The sequence below is a fragment of the Candidatus Limnocylindrales bacterium genome (genome assembly GCA_035559535.1).
Taxonomy (GTDB): domain Bacteria; phylum Moduliflexota; class Moduliflexia; order Moduliflexales; family JAUQPW01; genus JAUQPW01.
Genome location: DATMBG010000006.1, coordinates 140,469 through 161,368, shown reverse-complemented (window position 1 = coordinate 161,368; position 20,900 = coordinate 140,469). Strand labels below are relative to the sequence as shown.

16 protein-coding genes are annotated in these 20,900 nt (G+C 43.7%); 8 read left to right on the top strand and 8 right to left on the bottom strand.

Annotated elements, in window-relative coordinates:
* Together VNM22_01715 and VNM22_01710 are read right to left on the bottom strand one after the other, a co-directional pair.
* On the bottom strand, window positions 1-255 hold a 255-nt coding region (locus VNM22_01715; GenBank protein ID HWP45854.1), incomplete at its 3' end, for a hypothetical protein.
* Window positions 256-405: 150 nt separating this feature from the next.
* Complete coding sequence (locus VNM22_01710) at window positions 406-657, bottom strand: hypothetical protein (GenBank protein ID HWP45853.1); 252 nt, start codon at window positions 655-657, stop codon at window positions 406-408.
* A gap of 529 nt (window positions 658-1,186) precedes the next feature.
* Between VNM22_01710 and VNM22_01705 the strand changes: the two genes are divergently transcribed.
* Entirely contained in the window at window positions 1,187-4,078 is a 2,892-nt protein-coding gene (locus VNM22_01705; GenBank protein HWP45852.1) for an AI-2E family transporter, read from the top strand.
* A 65-nt stretch (window positions 4,079-4,143) separates the two neighbouring features.
* On the opposite strand, the gene glgX is transcribed toward VNM22_01705, so the two are convergent.
* The 5 genes from glgX to VNM22_01680 all read right to left on the bottom strand — a co-directional run bounded on the left by glgX (window position 4,144) and on the right by VNM22_01680 (window position 9,902).
* Window positions 4,144-6,315 (bottom strand): glycogen debranching protein GlgX, encoded by a 2,172-nt coding sequence (gene glgX / locus VNM22_01700; GenBank protein ID HWP45851.1) that lies wholly within the window; start codon window positions 6,313-6,315, stop codon window positions 4,144-4,146.
* 143 nt (window positions 6,316-6,458) lie between these two features.
* The gene (locus VNM22_01695) at window positions 6,459-7,607 is read right to left on the bottom strand and encodes a hypothetical protein (GenBank protein HWP45850.1); all 1,149 of its coding nucleotides are present in this window, start codon (window positions 7,605-7,607) and stop codon (window positions 6,459-6,461) included.
* 44 nt (window positions 7,608-7,651) lie between these two features.
* On the bottom strand, window positions 7,652-8,701 hold the full coding sequence (locus VNM22_01690; protein HWP45849.1) for a putative zinc-binding metallopeptidase: 1,050 nt from the start codon (window positions 8,699-8,701) through the stop codon (window positions 7,652-7,654).
* Between the two features lie 207 nt (window positions 8,702-8,908).
* Window positions 8,909-9,337 (bottom strand): hypothetical protein, encoded by a 429-nt coding sequence (locus VNM22_01685; protein HWP45848.1) that lies wholly within the window; start codon window positions 9,335-9,337, stop codon window positions 8,909-8,911.
* 154 nt (window positions 9,338-9,491) lie between these two features.
* Complete coding sequence (locus tag VNM22_01680) at window positions 9,492-9,902, bottom strand: hypothetical protein (GenBank protein HWP45847.1); 411 nt, start codon at window positions 9,900-9,902, stop codon at window positions 9,492-9,494.
* Between the two features lie 538 nt (window positions 9,903-10,440).
* Between VNM22_01680 and VNM22_01675 the strand changes: the two genes are divergently transcribed.
* Window positions 10,441-13,431 carry an ATP-binding protein gene (locus tag VNM22_01675; GenBank protein HWP45846.1) on the top strand — a complete coding sequence of 997 codons (2,991 nt, stop codon included), beginning with the start codon at window positions 10,441-10,443 and terminating at the stop codon, window positions 13,429-13,431.
* A 165-nt stretch (window positions 13,432-13,596) separates the two neighbouring features.
* Complete coding sequence (locus VNM22_01670) at window positions 13,597-15,528, top strand: sigma 54-interacting transcriptional regulator (GenBank protein ID HWP45845.1); 1,932 nt, start codon at window positions 13,597-13,599, stop codon at window positions 15,526-15,528.
* Here VNM22_01670 and VNM22_01665 read toward each other — a convergent pair.
* Entirely contained in the window at window positions 15,525-15,854 is a 330-nt protein-coding gene (locus tag VNM22_01665; protein HWP45844.1) for a Smr/MutS family protein, read from the bottom strand. The genes VNM22_01670 and VNM22_01665 overlap by 4 nt on opposite strands.
* Before the next feature lie 349 nt (window positions 15,855-16,203).
* On the opposite strand from VNM22_01665, the gene VNM22_01660 reads away from it, so the two are divergent.
* The 5 genes from VNM22_01660 (at window position 16,204) to VNM22_01640 (ending at window position 20,885) form a co-directional block, all read left to right on the top strand.
* Window positions 16,204-16,848, top strand: a complete 645-nt coding sequence (locus tag VNM22_01660; protein ID HWP45843.1) for a DUF4286 family protein — start codon at window positions 16,204-16,206, stop codon at window positions 16,846-16,848.
* 107 nt (window positions 16,849-16,955) lie between these two features.
* Complete coding sequence (locus tag VNM22_01655) at window positions 16,956-17,531, top strand: hypothetical protein (GenBank protein ID HWP45842.1); 576 nt, start codon at window positions 16,956-16,958, stop codon at window positions 17,529-17,531.
* A 273-nt stretch (window positions 17,532-17,804) separates the two neighbouring features.
* Window positions 17,805-18,671 carry a hypothetical protein gene (locus VNM22_01650; protein ID HWP45841.1) on the top strand — a complete coding sequence of 289 codons (867 nt, stop codon included), beginning with the start codon at window positions 17,805-17,807 and terminating at the stop codon, window positions 18,669-18,671.
* Window positions 18,672-19,068: 397 nt separating this feature from the next.
* A complete protein-coding gene (locus VNM22_01645; GenBank protein ID HWP45840.1) occupies window positions 19,069-20,058 on the top strand; it encodes an ATP-binding cassette domain-containing protein in 990 nt (329 codons plus the stop codon).
* Between the two features lie 29 nt (window positions 20,059-20,087).
* Window positions 20,088-20,885 (top strand): hypothetical protein, encoded by a 798-nt coding sequence (locus VNM22_01640; GenBank protein ID HWP45839.1) that lies wholly within the window; start codon window positions 20,088-20,090, stop codon window positions 20,883-20,885.
* Window positions 20,886-20,900 lie beyond the last annotated feature (15 nt).

Below are 20,900 nucleotides of genomic sequence, written 5' to 3'. Positions count from 1 at the left end.
AATGGGGCTGATTTCTCGATAGCCTAACCTCTGCAGCTTCCCTTTTAAATCCCTTTGGTAAATATTGTCTCCAGGTTGAAGAACCTCCAGATCTGAATAAATACGGGAAGGTAAATCCCACCGCTTTTTATTGAATTCCTCGTTGATCAACCTCTTCAGGTACATTTCATACCAGGAGATGAGGAAAATACCCGGAATTAGGATAATAAGTATGCAAAATAAGATGAATAAGATTTTGTATCTACGCCGCCGCATAGTTTTATCCTCTTTACTTTATTTCAAAAAAAATCCTTAACATCCGAACCATTCTCTCGGAGAACTCCATAACCCCCATCTATCGAGCTACTCATTCTTAAACCTTTCTTCATCTGTGTCTGTCCGCAGGCTACCAAGGATTACATCACACTACCGTCTTTGGGGGTTTGATTCGGTCTTTCCGCTATCCAATTTCTCTCCAGCCTTTTCCAGAGCTCTCCCTGTCTGTTTTAAGGCTTCAGATCCTACCTCTTTACCGGTTTCAATAACTTGTTCGGTTTTCTTTTGAGCTTTTTCCTTATCTATGGTAATGGTAACTTGATCAGAATTGTGTCGGACATAAACAATTCCAGCGCCGATGAGAAGTAATAGGACGATTAGAATGACTAAAAGAACTTTCATGAAAAACCTCCTTTTAGATAAAAAAGTTTACTGTTTAGATAAAAAGGAAATCCTTTTTAGGTGTTATACCTTTAATTTACACTTAGGATCTCTTAATCTCCAGATCCCGCAAAGTTTATACCAAAAGAAGAGGTCTTTGAAATTCCTGGTGGTCCAATGGAAAAAACTGTAAGAAAATTAAAGATAGGAAGGAGGTAAAAAGTTACCTTAATAGAATTTAATAGGGTTTCAAAGTTTTACTCTGAGATCTGGAAGAGGTATATTTTTACCCTCTTCCGATGGGGGATCGGTGTCGATTTGGATCCTCTTTTTCCCTAACCGTCGGGTCCCTTGCCCTGAAACGGCAAGTTTAGGAGGTGGGTACCGGCAGAGTGGCACATCCTTTGCTTATTTGCTTATGGGTTAAAACGAATCGTGCAATTAAAAAATATGTATGGCTAAAAAAGGGAGATTTTATTAATCCCTTTTTTTCTTGATGAGGGATAGAATTCGGTTTACCTACTTTCTAACCTCAAACAGGAGGCTATAGATGGTGCGTACTCACCCCCGGGGTGCTTCCCAGAGAGTCTCTCCTCTTCTTTCCATTGTTATTATCATCGCGGTTTTGTATTTTGCAAAAGAAGTACTTATTCCCATAGCTCTGGCTATTCTGTTAAGCTTTTTACTTACTCCTTTAGTGGTTCGCCTGGAACGATGGAGATTTCCCCACATTCCGGCGGTACTTATTGTAGTGATCCTTTCTTTCATGGTGATAGGTACCCTCACCTGGATTGTAACCAACCAAATTGTGAACCTGGCGAATCGTTTACCCGAATATAGAGAAAACATTAAAAGGAAAGTTGAAGCCCTCAAGCAACCCTCCACTGGAAGCTTAGGCAAAGCAACGGAAAGCATTAAAGAGCTCAGTGAAGAAATCTCTTCGGAATTAGAGAAGGCTCAAAAGTCAAAGCCTAAGGAACAGCCCTACCCCTTATTTTCACCTGTCCCTAACAACACAAGACCAGAACAGCCGATTCCGGTCAGAATTGTTCCACCTCCCTTAAATCCACTGGAATATCTTCGAGACCTCCTCAGTCCCCTCTTTGCTCCTTTGGGAACTGCGGCAATTGTCATTGTCTTCACCATTTTTATGCTCATCCAGCGACAGGATCTAAGAGATCGATTTATCCATCTCATTGGACAGGGCCGGCTTAATGTCACAACCCAGGCCATCGATGATGCCAGTTCCCGGGTGAGTCGTTATCTGCTCATGCAATTAGTGGTTAACACCACCTATGGGATTCCCATTGGGATTGGTCTCTATTTTATTGGAATTCCAAACGCTATCTTGTGGGGATTGCTGGCCATTGTGTTACGGTTTATTCCTTTTGTAGGTCCGTGGATCGCTGCCTCCATGCCGTTAGTCCTATCCCTGGCCATTTCTGATAACTGGGCTCCTGCGTTCTGGACTATAGGGTTATTTATTATCGTTGAGTTGATCAGCAATAACGTAATCGAACCCTGGTTATACGGTGCGAGTACAGGTCTCTCTACCATAGCCATTCTTGTAGCGGCCGTGTTTTGGACCTGGTTGTGGGGTACAGTGGGTCTTCTTCTGGCTACTCCTTTGACCGTTTGCATTGCTGTTATAGGAAGATATGTCCCGAATTTAGAATTTTTAAATGTTTTACTCAGTGATGAACCGGTTTTAACTCCAGAAGCTCGTTTTTATCAACGCCTTTTGGCTTTAGATCAGGCAGAAGCCACAGAAGTGGCCGAAGAGTATCTCAAAGAGAAGCCCCTGGAAGCCCTTTATGATGAAGTTCTGGTTCCGGCTCTTATAATGGTCGAGCAGGATCGTCATGAAGGAGATCTCGATGAGGCCCGAGAAAAGTTCATCTTTGAAAGCACCAGGGAATTAATTCAAGAACTGAATGAACAATTTGACCATCAGGCGGTTATACCCACCAAACCAAATGATAACATAGAGGATTCCGTAGAACGGGTTTTAGCCTCTCCAGGATCGAAAATCTGCGTTATACCTGCCCGGGACGAAGCGGATCAGATTACCAGCATGATGTTGGCACAATTATTAAGACGGAATGGATATCCGGTAGAGGTTCTCTCGGCAGCTTTACTGACCGGGGAATTATTAGAGCAGATTTCGAAGCAGAGACCGGATATTATCTGTATTTCTGCTTTACCCCCCTCCACCGTAGCCCATGCCAGTTATCTTTGCAAGCGATTACGTAACCGTTTTCCAGAGGTTAAAATTCTTGTAGGTCTATGGCATGCTAAAGGAGATATCGAAAAGGCTAAAGCGCGTCTTCGGGGTGCCCAGGCCGATCAAGTGGTTACGACTCTCTCGGAAGCCATCGAACAGATCCGACAACTGAATGAATCTATCCTGCTGGCCAAACAAAAGCCTAGCGTTTTACCAGATGCCGATCCTATGAAGAGTATTCCAGCCCCTCTGTCGACCGGGGAGGAGAAAACATCCTCTACTTCTCCCTCAAATGAAAAAGAACAACCGGATAATCCTAATCGCCCGAACTCTTCGGACCCAATAAAGGAAGAGAATCCCCTGAACCAGTACAATTTCTTACCCCTCCCGGCTATCCAGCAATATCTGTTGCCGACCGGTCCGCAAGAAGGTCCAACCTATGCGACTTATCATATCTGCCAGCCTTTGAGTGAAGTTGGCGGTTATATAGCAGATATAAAGGTACGTGAAAATGGATCGGTGGTACTGTTTCTTGCCGATGTAGTAGATCAAAGTCCCTCAGCCGTGTTACTGGCTACCATGGTAAAGACGTTGTTTTTCCAGGCCCTGCCATCCTTAACAAAACCGCAAGAGTTTTTCACAACTATCAATCGAGACCTGAAACCGATGGCACAACCAGGACAGTTTGTGAGTGCAATGGTGGCCCTCTTCAATCCGAACCTCAAGAAGCTAGAGCTTGGATGTGCCGGTTCTCCAGGCTCTGTTTTACTCCGAGGGTCTTCTACGGAGTTTATCCAACTTCCCCAGGAGCCACCTCTGTTCAGTGAACCGGATCATGTATACCAGCCTTCGACTTCCCTGAACCTTCTTCCTGGGGATCGTCTTGTTTTTTATACCGAGGGAACTGTCGAGGTCATGAACAAAGGAGGCGAGCTTTTAGGAAATAAGGGAATCATCCAACTGATTAAAAACGCCTCTTATCTCAAAGGGCCGGACTTCCTTAAAGAAGTACTGCAAGGTATTCTAAATTATTCGGGTAATCAATTGAGTGATGACATCCTTATCATGAGCCTTGAGTACCGGGGAGATGAAATCGAGCAGCCTCTCTCTGTTACCGAAACTTTAGATTTAAGGGAAGTCCAGGATGGGGTTAAAATAAACCCCACTCCTGGTTTAAGAGAGAAGATTCAAATAAACCTTCCGGGTGGGCAAAGTTGATAAATTGAGGTTAAAGAAAACTGAATTAGGGGGATCTTTGAGATCCTTGCAGCTATATAGACAAGCTAGTCGCGTATCAGACGGAATAATGCCAAAGAACGTGCTTCTAGCTGATAAGTTTCTCCCCCTGGGATCTCCGTATCGGGTCGTCTTCCGGTCTCTTCTCGGGTATCAAGGAGGAGTTTCCAGCGTACCTTCTCGTGGTCAGGTAATACAAAGGGAACCGGTTCGTAGTGGGCATTCAGGAGAATCAGTAAGGTATCTCCTACGATGGGATGCCCCCGAGGATCTACCTCATCTATAGCGTCACCGGCCAGACGGAGTCCAAGGCAGCGAGCTTCAGGATTGTTCCAATCCTCGTGGGTCATTTCCTTACCATCAGGCCTGAACCAGGTCAAGTCTTTAATTTCAGAGCCACGGATTTCTCGTCCTTGGAAAAATTTTTGACGTTGTAAAACCGGTTGTTGTTGAGACAGTTGGATGACAAAGCGGGTAAAGTCCAACAACTTCTGTCGGGGTTCGTCGAGGTCCCAATTTAACCAGGTAATTTCATTATCCTGGCAGTAGGGGTTATTGTTTCCTTGCTGCGTATGTCCTATTTCATCCCCTGCCAGAAGCATCGGTACCCCTTGAGATAAAAACAGGGTTGCCACGAGGTTACGCTGCTGGCGTGCCCGTAAGGTGAGGATAGAAGGGTCATCGGTAGGTCCTTCCACTCCGCAATTCCAGCTCAAGTTATCATTGACTCCATCCCGGTTGTCTTCTCCATTGGCCTCATTATGCTTTTCGTTGTAACTGACCAGATCCCGCAGGGTAAATCCATCATGGGCTGTTACGAAATTAATGCTTGCATAGGGTCGCCGTCCGCTTCGCTCGTAGAGGTCACTACTTCCTGTTAACCGATAGGCCAGCTCATTAATTTGTCCACTATCTCCCTTCCAATAACGTCGAACATTATCCCGATATTTACCGTTCCATTCTGCCCAGAGGACCGGAAAGTTTCCAACCTGATAACCACCTTCACTCAGATCCCAGGGTTCGGCAATGAGTTTTACCTGGGATAACACAGGGTCTTGATGGATAATATCGAAGAAAGAGGCCAGCCGATTGACCTCATAAAGTTCCCGGGCCAATGTGGAGGCCAAATCAAACCGGAATCCATCCACATGCATTTCAAGCACCCAGTAACGTAAGCTATCCATGATGAGCTGGAGCACACGGGGATGATTCATATTAAAGGTATTACCCGTACCGGTATAATCCATATAGTAGCGCCGATCCTGGACTACCAGGTTATAATAAGCGGCATTATCGATTCCTCGAAAGCAGAGCGTAGGTCCCAGGTGGTTGCCCTCTCCAGTATGATTATAGACTACATCCAGAATTACCTCAATTCCTGCCCGGTGAAAGGTTTTAATCATGGTTTTAAACTCCGTTACCTGCTGGCCCAAGACCCCACTACTGGAATACCGTGCATCCGGTGCAAAGAAACCGATTGAATTATATCCCCAATAGTTTGTCAGTCCGCGATCCACCAGATGCTTCTCTGCTACAAATTGATGGACCGGCATCAATTCCACGGCGGTAATTCCTAAGGCACACAAGTAGTCGATCACAGCCGGACAGGTTAAACCTGCATAGGTTCCTCGCAACTCTTCGGGTACATCGGGATGTCTGGCTGTAAACCCCTTTACATGCATTTCATAGATAACCGTTTTATGCCAGGGAATTCGGAGAGGTACATCATGGCCCCAACTAAAGGCCGGATCTATCACAACACACTTGGGCACTCCCCCAGCACTATCACGTTCATCCTTAGAAAGGTCAGCATCGGGATGTCCGATAGTATAGCCAAATAGAGCATCACTCCACTGAATGGTCCCGGCAATGGCTTTGGCATATGGATCCAGCAGGAGTTTAGAAGGATTGAACCGATGCCCCTGTTTAGGTTCGTAGGGGCCATAGACCCTATAACCGTAGAGCTGTCCTGGTCGTGCTTCAGGCAGATAAACATGCCAGACCTGGTCTGTCTGCTCCTTCATTGGGATTCGCGCCACCTCTTGCTTCGCATCCTGGGTATCAAACAGGCATAATTCGACCCCGGTCGCATTCTCTGAAAAGAGTGCAAAGTTGACCCCAGCTCCATCCCAGGTTGCTCCCAGGGGGTACGGATTCCCCGGCCATTGCTGGATAGTACGATAAGTCTCCTGAGTTTTCGCTACTTTTTTTTCATTCATCTTCTTACCTTAGGAGTCTTCTCCTTTCTACTAGTTTGTAAAGTTAATGCCTGTGAGATTCCCCCTCACCTCCGGCCCCTCTCCCACGGCGTGGGAGAGGGGCCGGAGGTGAGGGTCGCTTAAAAATTAAGCAAAACAAAATACTACTTACTTCGAGCCAGAGCCAGTTCAATGATTTTTTCGATTAAATTGGGATAAGTCAGTCCATGCTTTCTAGCAGCCAGGGCAAGTTCACTATTTCTGGCAAGGTGAGGATTGGGATTAACCTCGATGATATAAAATTCCCAATCCTCTACCTCTTCCTGGTACTGAGCCGATTTTTTACCTTCCTTTTCTTCAGCTTTAGTGGGTTTTGCCGAAGGGGATTTCTCTGCCGTTTTTCCGTCTGTCTCCGGATTCGATTCACTTTTGGATTTGGATCGGGAGGGTTTAATTTGTCTTAAGCGCATATCCACCCGACCATAATCCCGCAATTTAAGTGCCTTAAAGGCGGTAATAGCCGTTTCTTGAATCTTCTTATACACCGGCTCGGGAATATCTTCCGGAAAAATAGAGGGAGCATCTTTATAGGCTTCTGAGTCCTCATCCCATTTCGCCTCCGCCGAAGCAATCTTGGGTACCCCATCCGGGACCCTGGAAAAATCCCATTCTACAATCGGTAAGGCTTCCGGTTTTTCATTACCCAATATCCCAACATAAATTTCACGCCCTTCAATAAATTCTTCGATCAAAGCTGGTGTTTTAAACTCGGTTTGAATATAGGAAATTCGTTCCATTAACTCTTTGACATTATGAACGATCGCTCTATCATCGATCCCAATGGAAGCGTCTTGATTAAGTGGCTTGATAAAAAGTGGAAATTCCAAATCGTCTGACCAATCTACCTGACCTTCATCGATCACCGAAAATTTTGGATACTTAATTCCATGGAAACTAAATAACTTTTTGGCCAAGGCTTTATCTTGTGCAAGGGCTAAACCTATAGAGCTGGAGCCTGTAAATTTTTTGTCCAGTAACTCCAGTAAGGAGGCTACATTTTGTTCATGTTGGCTGATCCCTCCCAGAGACTCACATAGGTTAAAGATAATATCACTATCATCCTTGTCTATCTGAGAAACTAAGTTTCTGATTTTAGGCCCAGCAGCCAAAAGATTAACTTCATGTCCGCGTTTGGTGAGTACCTGTGCAACCTGTTCATAAACCAAGGGTAACTTTTCACCTTTCTCTTCAGCTTCTGCCTTTTCTTTGTCTTCGATGGCATCGTAAAGAATAGTAATTTTTAGTTTTTCCATGTTGAGGTCTCCTTTGATAATTCCCTCGATAAGGTTAAAGGAAATTACTTAATAATAAAATCACCTTTGTACAACTTATTCATACAAAGGGTAGTCGCATAAGCGGTTATTTCCATCAAAACCTCAGAACTCTTACTTAGCTTAACCCAGAGTCCCAAAAGTTTACAGCGATCGATAAAGTGATTAATGAGAGACCGTACCACCGTTTCATTGAGCCCTGTCCAATAGGTGATATTGCCAACGATTTGGCGGCGATACCTGGTTAAAAATTGATGGGCCGACTGCCATTCGTCTTTAGCGTTCTGGGGCACTTTCCTCTCGAAAATATCTTTCAAGTCCCCATCGAAATAGGCCGGTACTTCAACTGTCTCCGAAAGGAACATTTTGTAATGATCGGCAATGGAGTAATTTAAATCTTCCTTGGTAATATCGTATTTATCCGCTGTAACCAACGGTTCGGTCTGGCCTAGCTTTTGGACTATCCTATCCACATACAAAAGCTTTTTATAGCATCCCCAGTCTTTGTAGAATTCTCGCCAATTAGAGTCTGGGGTAAGCCAAACGGCAAAGGTTTCGGCAAAATCCTCATCGGGATGTTTTTGTGCATACCAACCGGGGAGATGACGAACGAAGTTACGGGAGAAGGGATTGGGTTGGTAATCCTCGCGATAAGGGCGGGAATAAGGACCGAAAAGTTCATGCCACTCTTCGGTCTCGTATAATTTATATGCATAATTGAAGGCATGTCCGGCTTCATGGCGTAAATAACTTAAAATCTCTTCATCGGTCTCCCCCTCAATGCCTTCCAGGATTTCATCTGCAATTCGAGAGAGTTTTTCATCGGCCAGGTAAAAGGGAATACCAATGACTGGAATTCCTTCAGGGCAGCCCCATTCTTCAGAAAGATAAACTTTTGGTTTAAATCGAATGCCTGCTACTTCCAGTTCCTGATATAAACACTCCACAAGTTTTTCTAAACGGGTCCCTTCCAGTTTTAGTCCCAACTCACTAATCTTCCTCTGTAATAATTTTTCTCGCTCTTCGGACCAGTTTTCTCCAGAAGCTTCAGAAAAAGTCTTTTTCTCTCCAGACATAGAATTCTTTTTTCCTCCTGAACTACCTTTTTAGATCAAATAGACCCAGGCCACCATTTGCTATTTTCTACTTTACCCTTCGCTAAATACCTGTTTTTCGACAAAACCCCTGGAAAGATTCTTCCCTTATACATCAAGATAAAAAGTCAGAAGAAGAAAATAAAAATCCTCTCCATACTATGCAGTAGCCAGAGAGAATATAAAAAATTAAAGCGTCTTTCCGGTCGATGGAGTGTTGTCGGTCGACTGCCTGGAGAAGGTAGCAGTTTGTTCCCGGTCAGAAGGTGTGGAAGTACTTAATCCTTCGATAAATTCCGTTGCTTTCTTTATCAGAAGACCGGCCAGAATACTTCCCACAATATTGGGAATTTGGTTGATATCCTTTTTGGCTTCTGAGGAAAGATGTGCCGGAGCTGAAGGGGTAAATTCTTTCCCAATCCAGTAGCCCACGGCCATGGCTCCCAGGGCAAATCCCACGGGATATTTACGTACCCAAGATCGCCAATCCAGACTTTCTTTAACTTCACTGGCTATGGCTTCCACAGTGTGGGAAATATTTTCTTTAGTGTCTTCGATAGATTGTTTTAAACTCGCTTTCAAAACTTCCGTATCGGTTCGATAGTCTTTTTCGTCCATTCTTATACCTCCCTCCGGCTTCCTGGTGCTCTCTTCAAAACGCCAGATGGTTAGTCAGGAATTGATTCTCCCCTGCGGTCTATGAAGATAGCACCAGGAAAGATCGGTTAGTTTGTGAGCCGTTTTCTTCTATCCCTGAAAACGAATTATTTTTTTACGTCTGCTTACGTCTGAAAATCAAGCCTAAGACAAAGCCGGCCACCAAGGAAATGAGCAAGCCTTTATCGGGGTTAGCTTTTACGTAGGCAATGGAATCATTGTAAATTTTTTCAAGACTCCAGTCTCGTATCTCAGGGAGGTTCTTTTTAACCCCCTCCACCATTTCCCCCACTTTGACTTTTCCGGCTTCATAGGTTTCTTCAACCCGGTCCTTTATTTTGACCATCTGTTCTTCGACCTGATCTTTCACGGTAGCCACTTGCTCCCCCACGCGCTCTTTAATTTCTTCCATGGTTTCCTGAGCCTTTTTTATATAGCTACCCTGCTTATTTCCGGCTTCCCCCGTAGACCCTGCCGGGTTTGTATTCTCTTTTTCTGGGCCCTGTGGATTGTAATTCGTTGCCATAAAAGCCTCCTTTTTAGATGATTCTAAAACCAATTTCTCTAAGGTTTTTGCTTTGTAAAACAAATCTATTTCTTTCCCGGTCGGTGCATAAATTTTGCCATAATTAATATCCCTAAGATTTATAGAAACTTCAAGGAATTTATCCAAACTGGATTTGAAGTTCCCCCTTAACAGGGTACTTCTCTACCACAGCCGGAGAAATTCCAGACCGATAAATAAGTTTTTGCCCTATGTTCGACTCCGAAAAGAGGGTTGTTTTTTACCTTCCTCTTGAAACAAAGGGAGTCGGAAAAGTGTTCTTTCAGGTCAACTTCTCAGATAGGGGTAGCTCTCTACCTTCTAGAAATGGGAAGGGGAGGGGTTATTTCACGTTACTGGCATGGTTATTGCTGAATCTTCAAAAATAAAATTCCACGGAAAGAGGGAAGGATAATTTACCTCCTTGACAATGGAATAAGTCCTGGGTAAGCTGAGAGGATGTAAGAAGTTACCGACTAGAGGGTTTGTTAAAACCCCTCTACAAGTTATTTAATTTCCTATGATTCCGTTGATTTTAAAAGAAGTGAAAAACCAGATCCCACGTAAAGCAAGGATTACCTTTCTGGCAGGAACGATCGGTTTTCTGTTAAATATCTTTCCTATCGAGCTGTTTTATAAAGTCTGGATTCTCTTCGGAAGTATTCCTACCTTAATCATTACCCTGACCCTTGGACCCCAGTGGGGGACTTTGACGGCTATGATAGCTTCAAGTTATATTTTGTTTCTATGGGGTTCCCTTCATGGAATTCTACTCTATCTCCTTTATGGTTTGGAGGCCCTCATCCTAGGGAGTTTGATAAGGGAAAGATTTCCTGTTCTGGTAGATACTTTCTACTGGGTCCTTATAGGGTCTCCTTTGCTATACTGGACAGATACGCTTTGGCTGAATTATTCAAAGACCTATGCAAGTACCCTGGGGATTGGGTTAATATGGAATGGCTTCCTTAACATTGCAATAGCTCAGTTACTTCTCTTGCTGGTTCCTCCGATAAACCGTTTTCTATCAGAATCAGAGAGACGTCGAAGTGAGAGTCTCCAGTCTTATCTGTTGGTTGCGTTTATACTTATCGCCGTTACTCCGGTGGTCATTATCAGCCTTGTCAATAGCCGTTCCCAAATTAAGAAGGAATTAGAAGAAAGAAAAAATAATCTTAGAGAGCTCTCCCATTCTCTCAGTGCAGGTATTGGTGGGTATGTGAAATTTCACACAGAAAGATTTCAGACCCTGGTCAGGCAATTGGAGGCTCGAAGGGATTTTCAACCCTCTGGAGAGCTAAGAACGCTGATTACCTCTTTTTATAAAGAATCCGAAGGATTTTCTGCCTTTTACTTAGCCGATGGTTCCGGACGCATTCAAACGATGGATCCCTCACCGGGTATTTTACAAGAGATTCATTTTAACGATCAAGAATATCACAAAAAACTGATCCAGAAAAAAACCTCCATGGTTTCCGAAGCTTTTTTTATGAGGGGATCCGAACCCATGATGGTTCTGGCTCATCCCATTTTGGATGATAGGGGAGAGATAAAAGCCGTTATCGGAGGGTTTTTGAATTTAAGGGTTATTACCGATTTAATTGATCCATTCAAGACCGACAAAGAACGAGAGATCCTGGTAATTGATGAGCATAATCAAGTGATAAGCTCCAATGATCCAAAACGTTATCGAACCCTTGAAGACCTCAGCAAAACGAAACCTCTTGCCCAAATCTTTACGGGGGATTCTGGAATCTCCCAGTACTATCGAGAGGATCTCGAAAAGAGGACCTCACCCGAATCCACTATTCGCCTGGTGGGTTTCCAGGTTATTGATCCCTTAGGATGGAAAGTTCTCATCGAACAATCTTTAGCAGGGATTTACCCGGAGATTCAGAATATCTACAAGCAACTGGCCCAACGGATTCTTGTGATTTCCGGAATTTCCGTTCTTATCGGGATCTTCCTTTCCAGGGCCATTTCCTATCCTGTCCGGAAACTGGAAAAAGCAACCCGGGTATTCACAGAGAACCTGCGTATCCGACCCATCCTTGGAGGAAATCGGGGAAATATTTTCTCCGAAGATATTGTGGCCCCTACCGAGTTGGCTTTACTGACAAAAACCTTTTCGAGAATGGCAGAGGAAATCGAAGGGTCTTACTCCAGACTGGAATTGATGGTTAAGAAGAGAACCGAAGAGCTGGAGGAAAAAAATCTTCAGTTGGAACGGATGAATAAACAATTAGAGGAAAAAAATCTTCAGCTGGAACAGATGAATAGAAAATTGCAAGAATTCAACCGATTAAAGGCTGCTTTTTTAGCCAATCTGTCCCACGAACTGAGAAGCCCTCTCGACTCTATCCTATCTCTGTCCGAGGCCCTTGCACGGAAAATCCCAGGAGAGTTGAAACCAGAATTGGGGGAGTATGTAAAGATTATTTATAACAGTGGCAAAGACCTCCTGGAAATGATCAACGATCTTCTGGATATTTCCAAAGTAGAGGCCGGTAAAATGAAAATTAACTATCGACCCTTTGTCGTCAATCGCCTGATCGATGAGGTTGTGGAAATTATTTCTCTCCAGGCCGAAAAGAAAGGACTCCGATTCCTGGTTGAAGTGGCTGAAGGAACCCCTTTGGTGATTTACAGCGATGAAGAAAAAGTTAGAAGGGTACTTTTAAACCTCCTGAGTAATGCTATTAAATTTACCAAGGAGGGTTTAATTGTCTTGAGTGTTAAAACACTTACCCCGGAAGATCCTCCAAAACCGTTTATTCAGTTTTCCGTATCGGATACTGGAATTGGAATTTCAAGGGAGAATCTGGAAATTATCTTCGAGGAGTTTAGCCAGGTGGATCCTGCTTCAGTCCGCCGTTTTCAAGGGACCGGCCTGGGATTAGCCATATCCAAAAAGCTGGTTCAGATGCTTGACGGAGAGATACGAGCCCACAGTGAACTCAAGGAAGGATCCACCTTTACTTTTCAAATCCCAACCCACGAAGACCGGATAGATCCCGATGTATTGAGCTTCATCCTGGAAGGAGAAAAAAAAGCAAAGATCCTCTATGGAAAATTCGAGCTGAAGCCGACAACTCGAAATGGTCCTAAAATTCTATTGGTAGAGGATAACAGATCGATTCAGTATCTCGTTAAAGTAGCCCTTGTGGAGGCAGGATTTGATCTGGTTATAGCCGATGATGGACAGGATGGAATTCGTAAGGCTTCAAAAATTAAACCAAATTTGATTCTGATGGATTTAACGCTACCCCTGGTAGCAGGTGAGACGGCTATTAAAACCCTTCGGGAAATGGAGGAGTTTAAAGAAACCCCCATTATCGGGATGATCAGCGAGGTTACCGAAGAAGTCCGCGATAAAATCCTCCAGGCGGGAGGAAACGATTATCTGATAAAACCTGTCCAGGAGGCCGACTTGATAAAGAAAGTCCAGGATTGGTTAAATAAAGTTCCCGATTCGCCATCCTCTCAGAATCCCATTTCCAAAGGAGGGATCTAATAGGAATTAGGAATTGGGAATTAGAAATAGGAGATCACCGATTCCTAATCCCTAATTCCTAGATGATTTGAGTTGTCCTTAAAAATTTGCTAAATATAAGTATGGAGCACAAAGTGTTTACTTTATCCAAGCTGCATACTTATAACAGCAGAGAGTCAGGACGTTATGGCAAAGATTTTAATCATCGATGATAGAGCCGACAATATCTTTTCTGCGAGCATTAAGCTCAAGGAAGATAACCACGAGATCATCACCGCAACAGAACCGGAGGAAGGCCTCAGGAAGGCTGCCGAAGAAGTCCCAGATTGTATTTTGTTGGATATAAATATGCCGGAGATGGATGGGTTCGAGGTCTGTCAGAGGCTCAAAGAAAATCCGATCACTCAAGATATCCCGGTTCTCTTTACTACGGCCGTATATCGAGATACGGAAAGCGTTGTGAAAGGGTTAGAAGTGGGTGGGGAGGATTACATTGTCTCTCCCTATGAGGCTGAAGAATTAAGGGCCCGGGTCCGGGTTCTGGTACGCCTCAAAAAGAGTAAAGATGCTTTAAAAGAGAAGAACCGGGAACTGGAGCTAGCCAACAAAAATCTTATCCGGGCCAATAACTTTCTCAACAGTATCATGGACTGGTCTGATTACTCCATCTTAACCGGTGACTTGCAGGGAACTATTTTAACCTTTAATGAAGGGGCTCGCAGAGCTTTTGGCTATGAAATAGAAGAGATTATTGGAAAGCCTATTGGAGTTTTGTATCCTAAAGCATTGGGTAAACCCGAGCAGGTTCAACAGGTTATTGACTCTTTGATTAAAACAGGGCGTTTTGAAGATGAAATTGAAGGAGTTCGAAAGAATCAAGAAAGCTTTCCTGTACACACTATATTCAGTCTCAGGAAAGATGAAAATGGAGCCCCTCTAGGGTTTGTGAGTATTTCCAGAGATCTCTCCAAGGAGAAAAAACTAGAGTTGGCCGTGGAGCAAAAAGAAGAAGAACTCCAGAGGGTAACTCAAGAGCTACAACGCAAAGATAAGGAGTTGGAGTTACGCTACAAATTTAAAAAAGACATCATCGGTTACAGTCCTAAGATGATGCAAATCTTTAAAATCATCGAACAGGTCTCTCAGATTGATTCCAATGTCTTAATTCAGGGTGAGAGCGGCACGGGAAAGGAATTGATTGCAAAAGCCATACACTATAACAGTCCTCGGGCAAAAGGCCCCTTCCGGGCTGTTAATTGTGCAGCCTTAACAGAAACCCTTATCGAAAGTGAGCTCTTCGGTCATGAGAAAGGTGCTTTTACGGGTGCAGATCGACAGAAGAAAGGACAGTTTGAATTAGCCCATAAAGGAACGATTTTCCTGGATGAAATTGGAGAGATGTCTCTGACTACCCAGGTAAAACTCCTGCGGGTCCTTCAAGAAAAAGAGATTTTCCGGGTGGGAGGGGACAACCCTATTAAAATTGATGTTCGGATTATAGCAGCTACGAATAAAAATCTGGAAGAAGAGGCTCGAAAAGGGAATTTTAGACAAGATCTGCTCTACCGCCTGAATGTCATTCCCATTGTTTTACCTCCCCTCCGGGAAAGGGGAGAGGATATTCAACTACTGGTCAACCACTTTCTGAAGAAAACGTGTGAGCGCCTAGGAAAGAAAGTCAAAATGTCCCCAGAAGTCATGCATGCCCTGGTCAATTATCCGTGGCCGGGTAACGTCCGGGAACTCGAAAATGTTATTGAACGGGCCGTGGTCTTTGAAGAGTCAGATACCCTCACCCTTAATTCTCTCCCACAGGCCATAGCCGAATATGGAATTTTGAATCCTTTTAAAAATAAAAAGGATCCGGAATTCACATTGGGACATTATCAGGAATTAAAAGAGCAGGCTCTGGAGAACTTCCACACGGAACTCCTAGGCTGGATCCTCACCAAACATAAAGGCAATGTCGGTGCGGCAGCCAGAGAATTAGGGTTAGATAAAAGTAACTTTAGGAAGATCATTAAAAGATATCACATCGATGTAAGAAAATACCGTCCCGCAGGGAAAGGTCTGATTAAAAGGGCTCCGGAAGTGGAGGATCAAAAAAATGAGAGCTAGGAATCCTTCAAAATAACAAGGGTAACCCCCCATCCTCCCAACTCCAGGGGGGGTACCTTCAGAGCCTCAACGTAGGGATTTCTCTTCAATATGGAATGTACTATGGCCCGCTGGACTCCCTTTCCCTTACCATGGATAATACGTACCTGCTTAAATCCGGCTTGATAGGCCTGTTGGATGTAATCTTCTACCAGGTCCGGAATTTCCTTGGGCAAGAAAGTATGAAGATCCAAAACATCTTCTAAAGGAAGCTCAACGATTTCCGGAAAATCTGCTTCCTCCTCTTCCCTTTGAGAGTTACCTTGTTCCAGATTTTCATCCCCCATGGAAATAATCTATTCCTGGAATCAGATTTTTCCAATTCCCATCCCTTTCAAATTTTTTTGATCTTCAAAGTAGAACTTTTGAATCTTTCTACCAAACCCTTGAGATTGTATCCTGAGGAGAGGCGATTCGGTATGGCCCGTTAGGCAGCTCCTCCTTTCCCTCTCCACATGCAGGGAGGGAAAGGGTAGAGCGGTCCTTACTTTACATCCCATTTCAATCCTGACTTAATATCAGGTCGATAAATTTTTCTTGATTTTCAGGAATCCAGAAATTAAGTTTCATGGGGTGATTGAGTCGAAGGGTTCAAGACAATGGGTTAATGGATTTATTAATCGAAAGGAGGGCAGTATGGCATCATCACAACCTAAAGGGCTTCTGACGGCCTGGATGAATATTCCACCGGATTATGAAGAAGAGTTTAATCGCTGGTATAATACTGAGCATCTTCAAGAGCGGATCAGTATACCCGGTTTTTTAACTGCCAGACGTTATGTCAGTCTGGAAGGAGAACCTAAATACTTTGCCCTCTATGAGTTAGAGGAGCCTGGTGTTTTATCCAGAGAACCTTATCAAAAGGCTTTACAGAATCCAACCCCCTGGTCTCAAAAGACCATGGCCCTTTTCCAGGATTTCGTCCGTAATATTTACGAAGAAATTTTCTCTTATGGCCCATCTTCTCGGGAAGGATCACCCTATGTCCTTACAGTACGGGTGGATGTTTCTTCGGAGAAAGAGGATGAATTCAACGCCTGGTATAATGAGGACCATATCCCGGCCCTGGTTAAGGTGGAAGGAGTTCGTAGTGCCAAGAGGTATCGAGCTGTGGAAGGAACTCCTAAATATCTAGCCGTTTACGAGCTAGAGAATCCCGAAATCCCAAAAAGCGAGGCTTGGGCCAAAGCAAGGGATTTTGGGAGAACTTCTTTGATCTGGCCTTATCTTCAAAACCTGCAGAGAAATATAGGAAAACTTCTCTTCCAGCTATATAAGTGAAAAGTTATGGAAAAAAAATCCTTATTGACTCTCTTTACTTAATCGGAAAACCCAAAGAGGGATTTCCCCCTCGGTAAAGAGGTTAAAAGGATTTTTCCTTTCAAACCATGAAAAGACTCTTTTTGGGTGTCCCCCTTTTCTTGGGTTGGATAGGAGTAATAGGATCCCCCCTAGCCTCCGCTCAGATGCCCCCTGCCTACCCGGGAGCCCAGTCAAATCAAGCCATGGCAGATGCTATCCGGACGGTTGCTAAATCCACCATCTCTTCTTTAAGATCTCTTACGGAAACATCTCTAAAAGAAGCCAAAACCGATGAAGATCGAAAGAAAGAAGAAGCCCAGCTTCAGGAAGTGGAAAAAACTCTAAAGATGTTGGACCAGATGAAGGTAACCGTCTATGTCACAGCAGATCCCGTGGATAAAGTGAAAAAATTTTACGAGGACAAATTGAAGATTACCTTCAAAGATCAAGAAAGATCTTTAGAAGAATGGGCTAACGGCTTAAAGCTAAACGGATTTGATAAGGTTAACCCAGAAGATTTTAAGGGCATAATTTTACGTCGCTATATAGCCCGGGATAATGAAAAAAGGCTGGATATCGAGATTACAGATAAGGGGATAGATCCAAATACCGGAAAAATAATCGAAAAGACTATTATTCATTTCGCATCTTTTCCTAAATAATTCACCCTTCAGGAAGAAGCGAAAGAATCCGCAAAACCTTCAAACTGTTTCTGGTAGCAAACATACGCTCCATTTAAAATGTGGAACAAAACCCTATAAAGTTCGTCTTTATTTTATAAAAATGGTTGAGGACTCAAGCTAAAATAAGCTTCCCAGGAAGGTATAATTCTAACGCAAAATTCCTTACACACTACCCAATGGTATTATTGTTGCAGGAAATTTACCCAGGTAAACTTATTTCTTTAAAAACCCTTTGAAAGGAAAGGAGAGGTTATGATGAAGGTTAGACTTTTACGGAATGGGAAACTAGTAAGTTTTTCCTTGCTGTTCCTGATGTTGGAGATAGGTCTGTTCGCCTCAGACCTATGGGCCAAGTCGGATGAAGAGATCTATAAAGCACAAGTCATAACGGCGGGAACTGGTCAGTTGCGAGGCCGCCTGAGGATTTTTAATAACGGGAACGTACAACTCAATATTAACGGTGTTACTCCGGGAGGAAGTTATCAGGTGTGGTTGCACGAGACCCTAACCGATACCAATACCCAGATTGCGATCCTGGCTGACCGTAATGGGGATGGGGCTATTCGTGGAGTAGAGGGAAAGTTTAAACCCTTTTTGAGGGGCAGCAGTTCTTCACCGGCGTTTATTATCATTCCCTCCACGGTTACCTTTACCCCCCCACCTGTTTCCTTAGGGGATGATTCCTTTGTAACCGGATTTGCCCTTCCCCTATTCCCCAATTCGGCGAGGCCTTTATTCGTGGGGGATATAATTACCGGGGCTACCGGGCTGGATAACGGGGAATTCAAAATTCGGGCCAATGGAAGCGCCAGAATTGAGATTGATAATGTTCCCCCCGGAAGTAGCTATGATGTATGGCAACATAATACGCTTCCCGATACAGATGAACTCATAGGAACCATAGAAGATCTGGATAACGATGGGGAAATTCATGGGTCGGAAGGAAATTTACCTCTTTTCCCTTCGGGAACCAGTGCCGCTCTCAATTTTATCATTCTTCCTTCCGGAACCTCTTTCACAAAACCTCCGGTGACCCTTACAGATGATGCTTTTGTGTCTGGCTTCTCCTTAAAGGGAAAGAAAAAGGACAATGATAATGAAGACGATGATGATGATTGATAGCAACAGACATTGATAATCCTGAAAAGCACCGGTCCCAGTAAAATTTCAGAAAACCTCTAAGGAGTATTTTAGTAAAACCTCGGACCAGGGTCCGGGTTTTACTAAAATACCCCGTTTACGGTTGCTATAAAGCTTTGGGAGAACCGGGAGGTTTACTAACCCTACCCCTTAGAGCCAAACCCGATCCCTTATAGGAAAACTCTGGAAGTCTTTTAGCAAAAAATAACCCTACCCCTTAGTTTATCCAGGAGTTTAATCCCAAGGGGAGTAAAGTCTGTTAAGAGGACCTCTTCAACGTATTACTTGGTCCGATTCCTCCTTATACCCTTGTCATTCAGCTTACTCTGTCATTCACTCTTGACAATCCTTTAATCTGTACCTATCATCCATGGATATGGATGCCATTGAGGTAAGAAACCTGACGAAAACCTTCCGAGTTAAGATTAAGCCCCCTGGTCTTAAAAATAGCTTCAAGGCTCTCTTCAAACCCCAGTATCGTTGGATTGAGGCCGTAAAAAATCTAAACTTTACTGTAAAATCTGGAGAGACCCTCGCATTTATTGGCCCTAATGGATCTGGTAAGTCGACGACCATCAAGATGCTAACGGGCATTCTTTTTCCGACCTCCGGTGAAGCTCGGGTGCTTGGGTTTAACCCCTGGAAAGAGCGGAAAAAGTTATCTTTTCACATTGGTTCTGTTTTTGGTCAGAAATCCCAACTCTGGTACCATCTTCCTGCCATGGAAACCTTTTATCTTTTTTCAAAGATTTATGAACTGGATTCCCATACTTTTCGCCAACGCCTGGATTATTTAATAGATTTATTGGAGATAAAAAGTTTTGTTCATACTCCCGTACGAAAATTGTCCTTGGGTCAGCGGATGCGGGCGGAGTTGGTGGCTTGCCTTCTTCACAAACCTTCCATTATCTTCTTGGATGAACCGACCATAGGCCTGGATGTGGTGGCCAAACAGATACTGCGGGAACACATCCGAACCATTAATCGTACCGAGGGAACCACGATTTTTATTACCTCCCACGATGCAGGAGATATTGAAACACTCTGCGAACGGGTTATTATCCTTAACCTGGGAAAAATCATTTATGATCGAGATGTAAACGGACTCAAGAAAACGTATCTCCACCGCAGGGTTATCGAAGCAACCCTCAACACCCCTGGGAAAGACCCCTTTACCTGTAAAGGTTGTACACTTTTAGAGAAAACTGATTATAAACTCAAAGTTACCGTGGATACCCACTGGAATTCCACTCGGGATGTAATCAACCAGCTTCTGAATCAGTATGATATCGAAGATATTACCATTACAGAACCTCCCCTGGAGGAGATTATTCGCCAAATCTATAAAGAACAGGAAGAGGAATAAAAGGGAGGGACTAGAATAGGGGGAAATCCGTGATAAGGAAATTTATTAAATACTGGGCCATTTTCAGCATTGAGCTAAAAAATCATTTTGTCTATCTGGGTGATTTTATTCTCTCAAATCTCAGCATTGTGGTAGCCTATTTTGTAAGTGTTCAACTCTGGCTGATCGGCTATGGAACCCGTCAGGAGATGGCAGGTATTTATAAACAGGAACTCATCTGGTATCTTCTTATCGTACAGGTGATTCATTTCAGTGTTGATTATACCCTCATGCTTAATATCGAAGAGGATGTCCAGAGTGGAAATATTACCAATTATCTGAATAAACCCTATAGCTACCTCCTGTATACCTACTGTATCAGCTCTGGAAAAGTTGTACTTAATTTGATCATTAACTTCAGTATTTCCCTGTTAATGGCCCTCTTTTTCGCCAAATCCTTTGTTCCTCCCCTGGGAGGGGTTTTGCAATTGTTTCCGGTTCTCTTCCTGGGGTTCCTCATCCATTTTATTCTGCAGTGTATATGTGGAATAGCCGCGTTCTGGCTCGAGCGGGCTACGGTTTTTGTATGGGTCTTGAATACGGTTATGCTGGTTCTGGGAGGTGGGCTTATTCCTATCGATGCCTGGCCTGATTCTTTGAAACCTCTGGCCGACTATACCCCTTTTAGTGCCATCTTCTACTACCCGGCCAAACTCTTTATTCATTTTAAATTCGATCTGTTCCTTCACTTCCTGGCAGGTCAGATCTTCTGGGTTTTTATCTTGGGATCTTTACTCTTGTTAGAATATAGGAAGGCAATCAGGAAATTGGATATTAATGGGGGATAATTTTCTGTTCAGAGA

Excerpts from the sequence above, each read along its gene's own strand:
- glgX (HWP45851.1), bottom strand. The coding sequence starts at position 6,315 with ATGAATGAAAAAAAAGTAGCGAAAACTCAGGAGACTTATCGTACTATC.
- VNM22_01705 (HWP45852.1), top strand. The coding sequence starts at position 1,187 with ATGGTGCGTACTCACCCCCGGGGTGCTTCCCAGAGAGTCTCTCCTCTT.
- VNM22_01680 (HWP45847.1), bottom strand. The coding sequence starts at position 9,902 with ATGGCAACGAATTACAATCCACAGGGCCCAGAAAAAGAGAATACAAAC.
- VNM22_01655 (HWP45842.1), top strand. The coding sequence starts at position 16,956 with ATGAAAAGACTCTTTTTGGGTGTCCCCCTTTTCTTGGGTTGGATAGGA.
- VNM22_01685 (HWP45848.1), bottom strand. The coding sequence starts at position 9,337 with ATGGACGAAAAAGACTATCGAACCGATACGGAAGTTTTGAAAGCGAGT.
- VNM22_01670 (HWP45845.1), top strand. The coding sequence starts at position 13,597 with ATGGCAAAGATTTTAATCATCGATGATAGAGCCGACAATATCTTTTCT.
- VNM22_01675 (HWP45846.1), top strand. The coding sequence starts at position 10,441 with ATGATTCCGTTGATTTTAAAAGAAGTGAAAAACCAGATCCCACGTAAA.
- VNM22_01695 (HWP45850.1), bottom strand. The coding sequence starts at position 7,607 with ATGGAAAAACTAAAAATTACTATTCTTTACGATGCCATCGAAGACAAA.
- VNM22_01665 (HWP45844.1), bottom strand. The coding sequence starts at position 15,854 with ATGGGGGATGAAAATCTGGAACAAGGTAACTCTCAAAGGGAAGAGGAG.
- VNM22_01650 (HWP45841.1), top strand. The coding sequence starts at position 17,805 with ATGATGAAGGTTAGACTTTTACGGAATGGGAAACTAGTAAGTTTTTCC.
- VNM22_01710 (HWP45853.1), bottom strand. The coding sequence starts at position 657 with ATGAAAGTTCTTTTAGTCATTCTAATCGTCCTATTACTTCTCATCGGC.
- VNM22_01690 (HWP45849.1), bottom strand. The coding sequence starts at position 8,701 with ATGTCTGGAGAGAAAAAGACTTTTTCTGAAGCTTCTGGAGAAAACTGG.
- VNM22_01645 (HWP45840.1), top strand. The coding sequence starts at position 19,069 with ATGGATGCCATTGAGGTAAGAAACCTGACGAAAACCTTCCGAGTTAAG.
- VNM22_01660 (HWP45843.1), top strand. The coding sequence starts at position 16,204 with ATGGCATCATCACAACCTAAAGGGCTTCTGACGGCCTGGATGAATATT.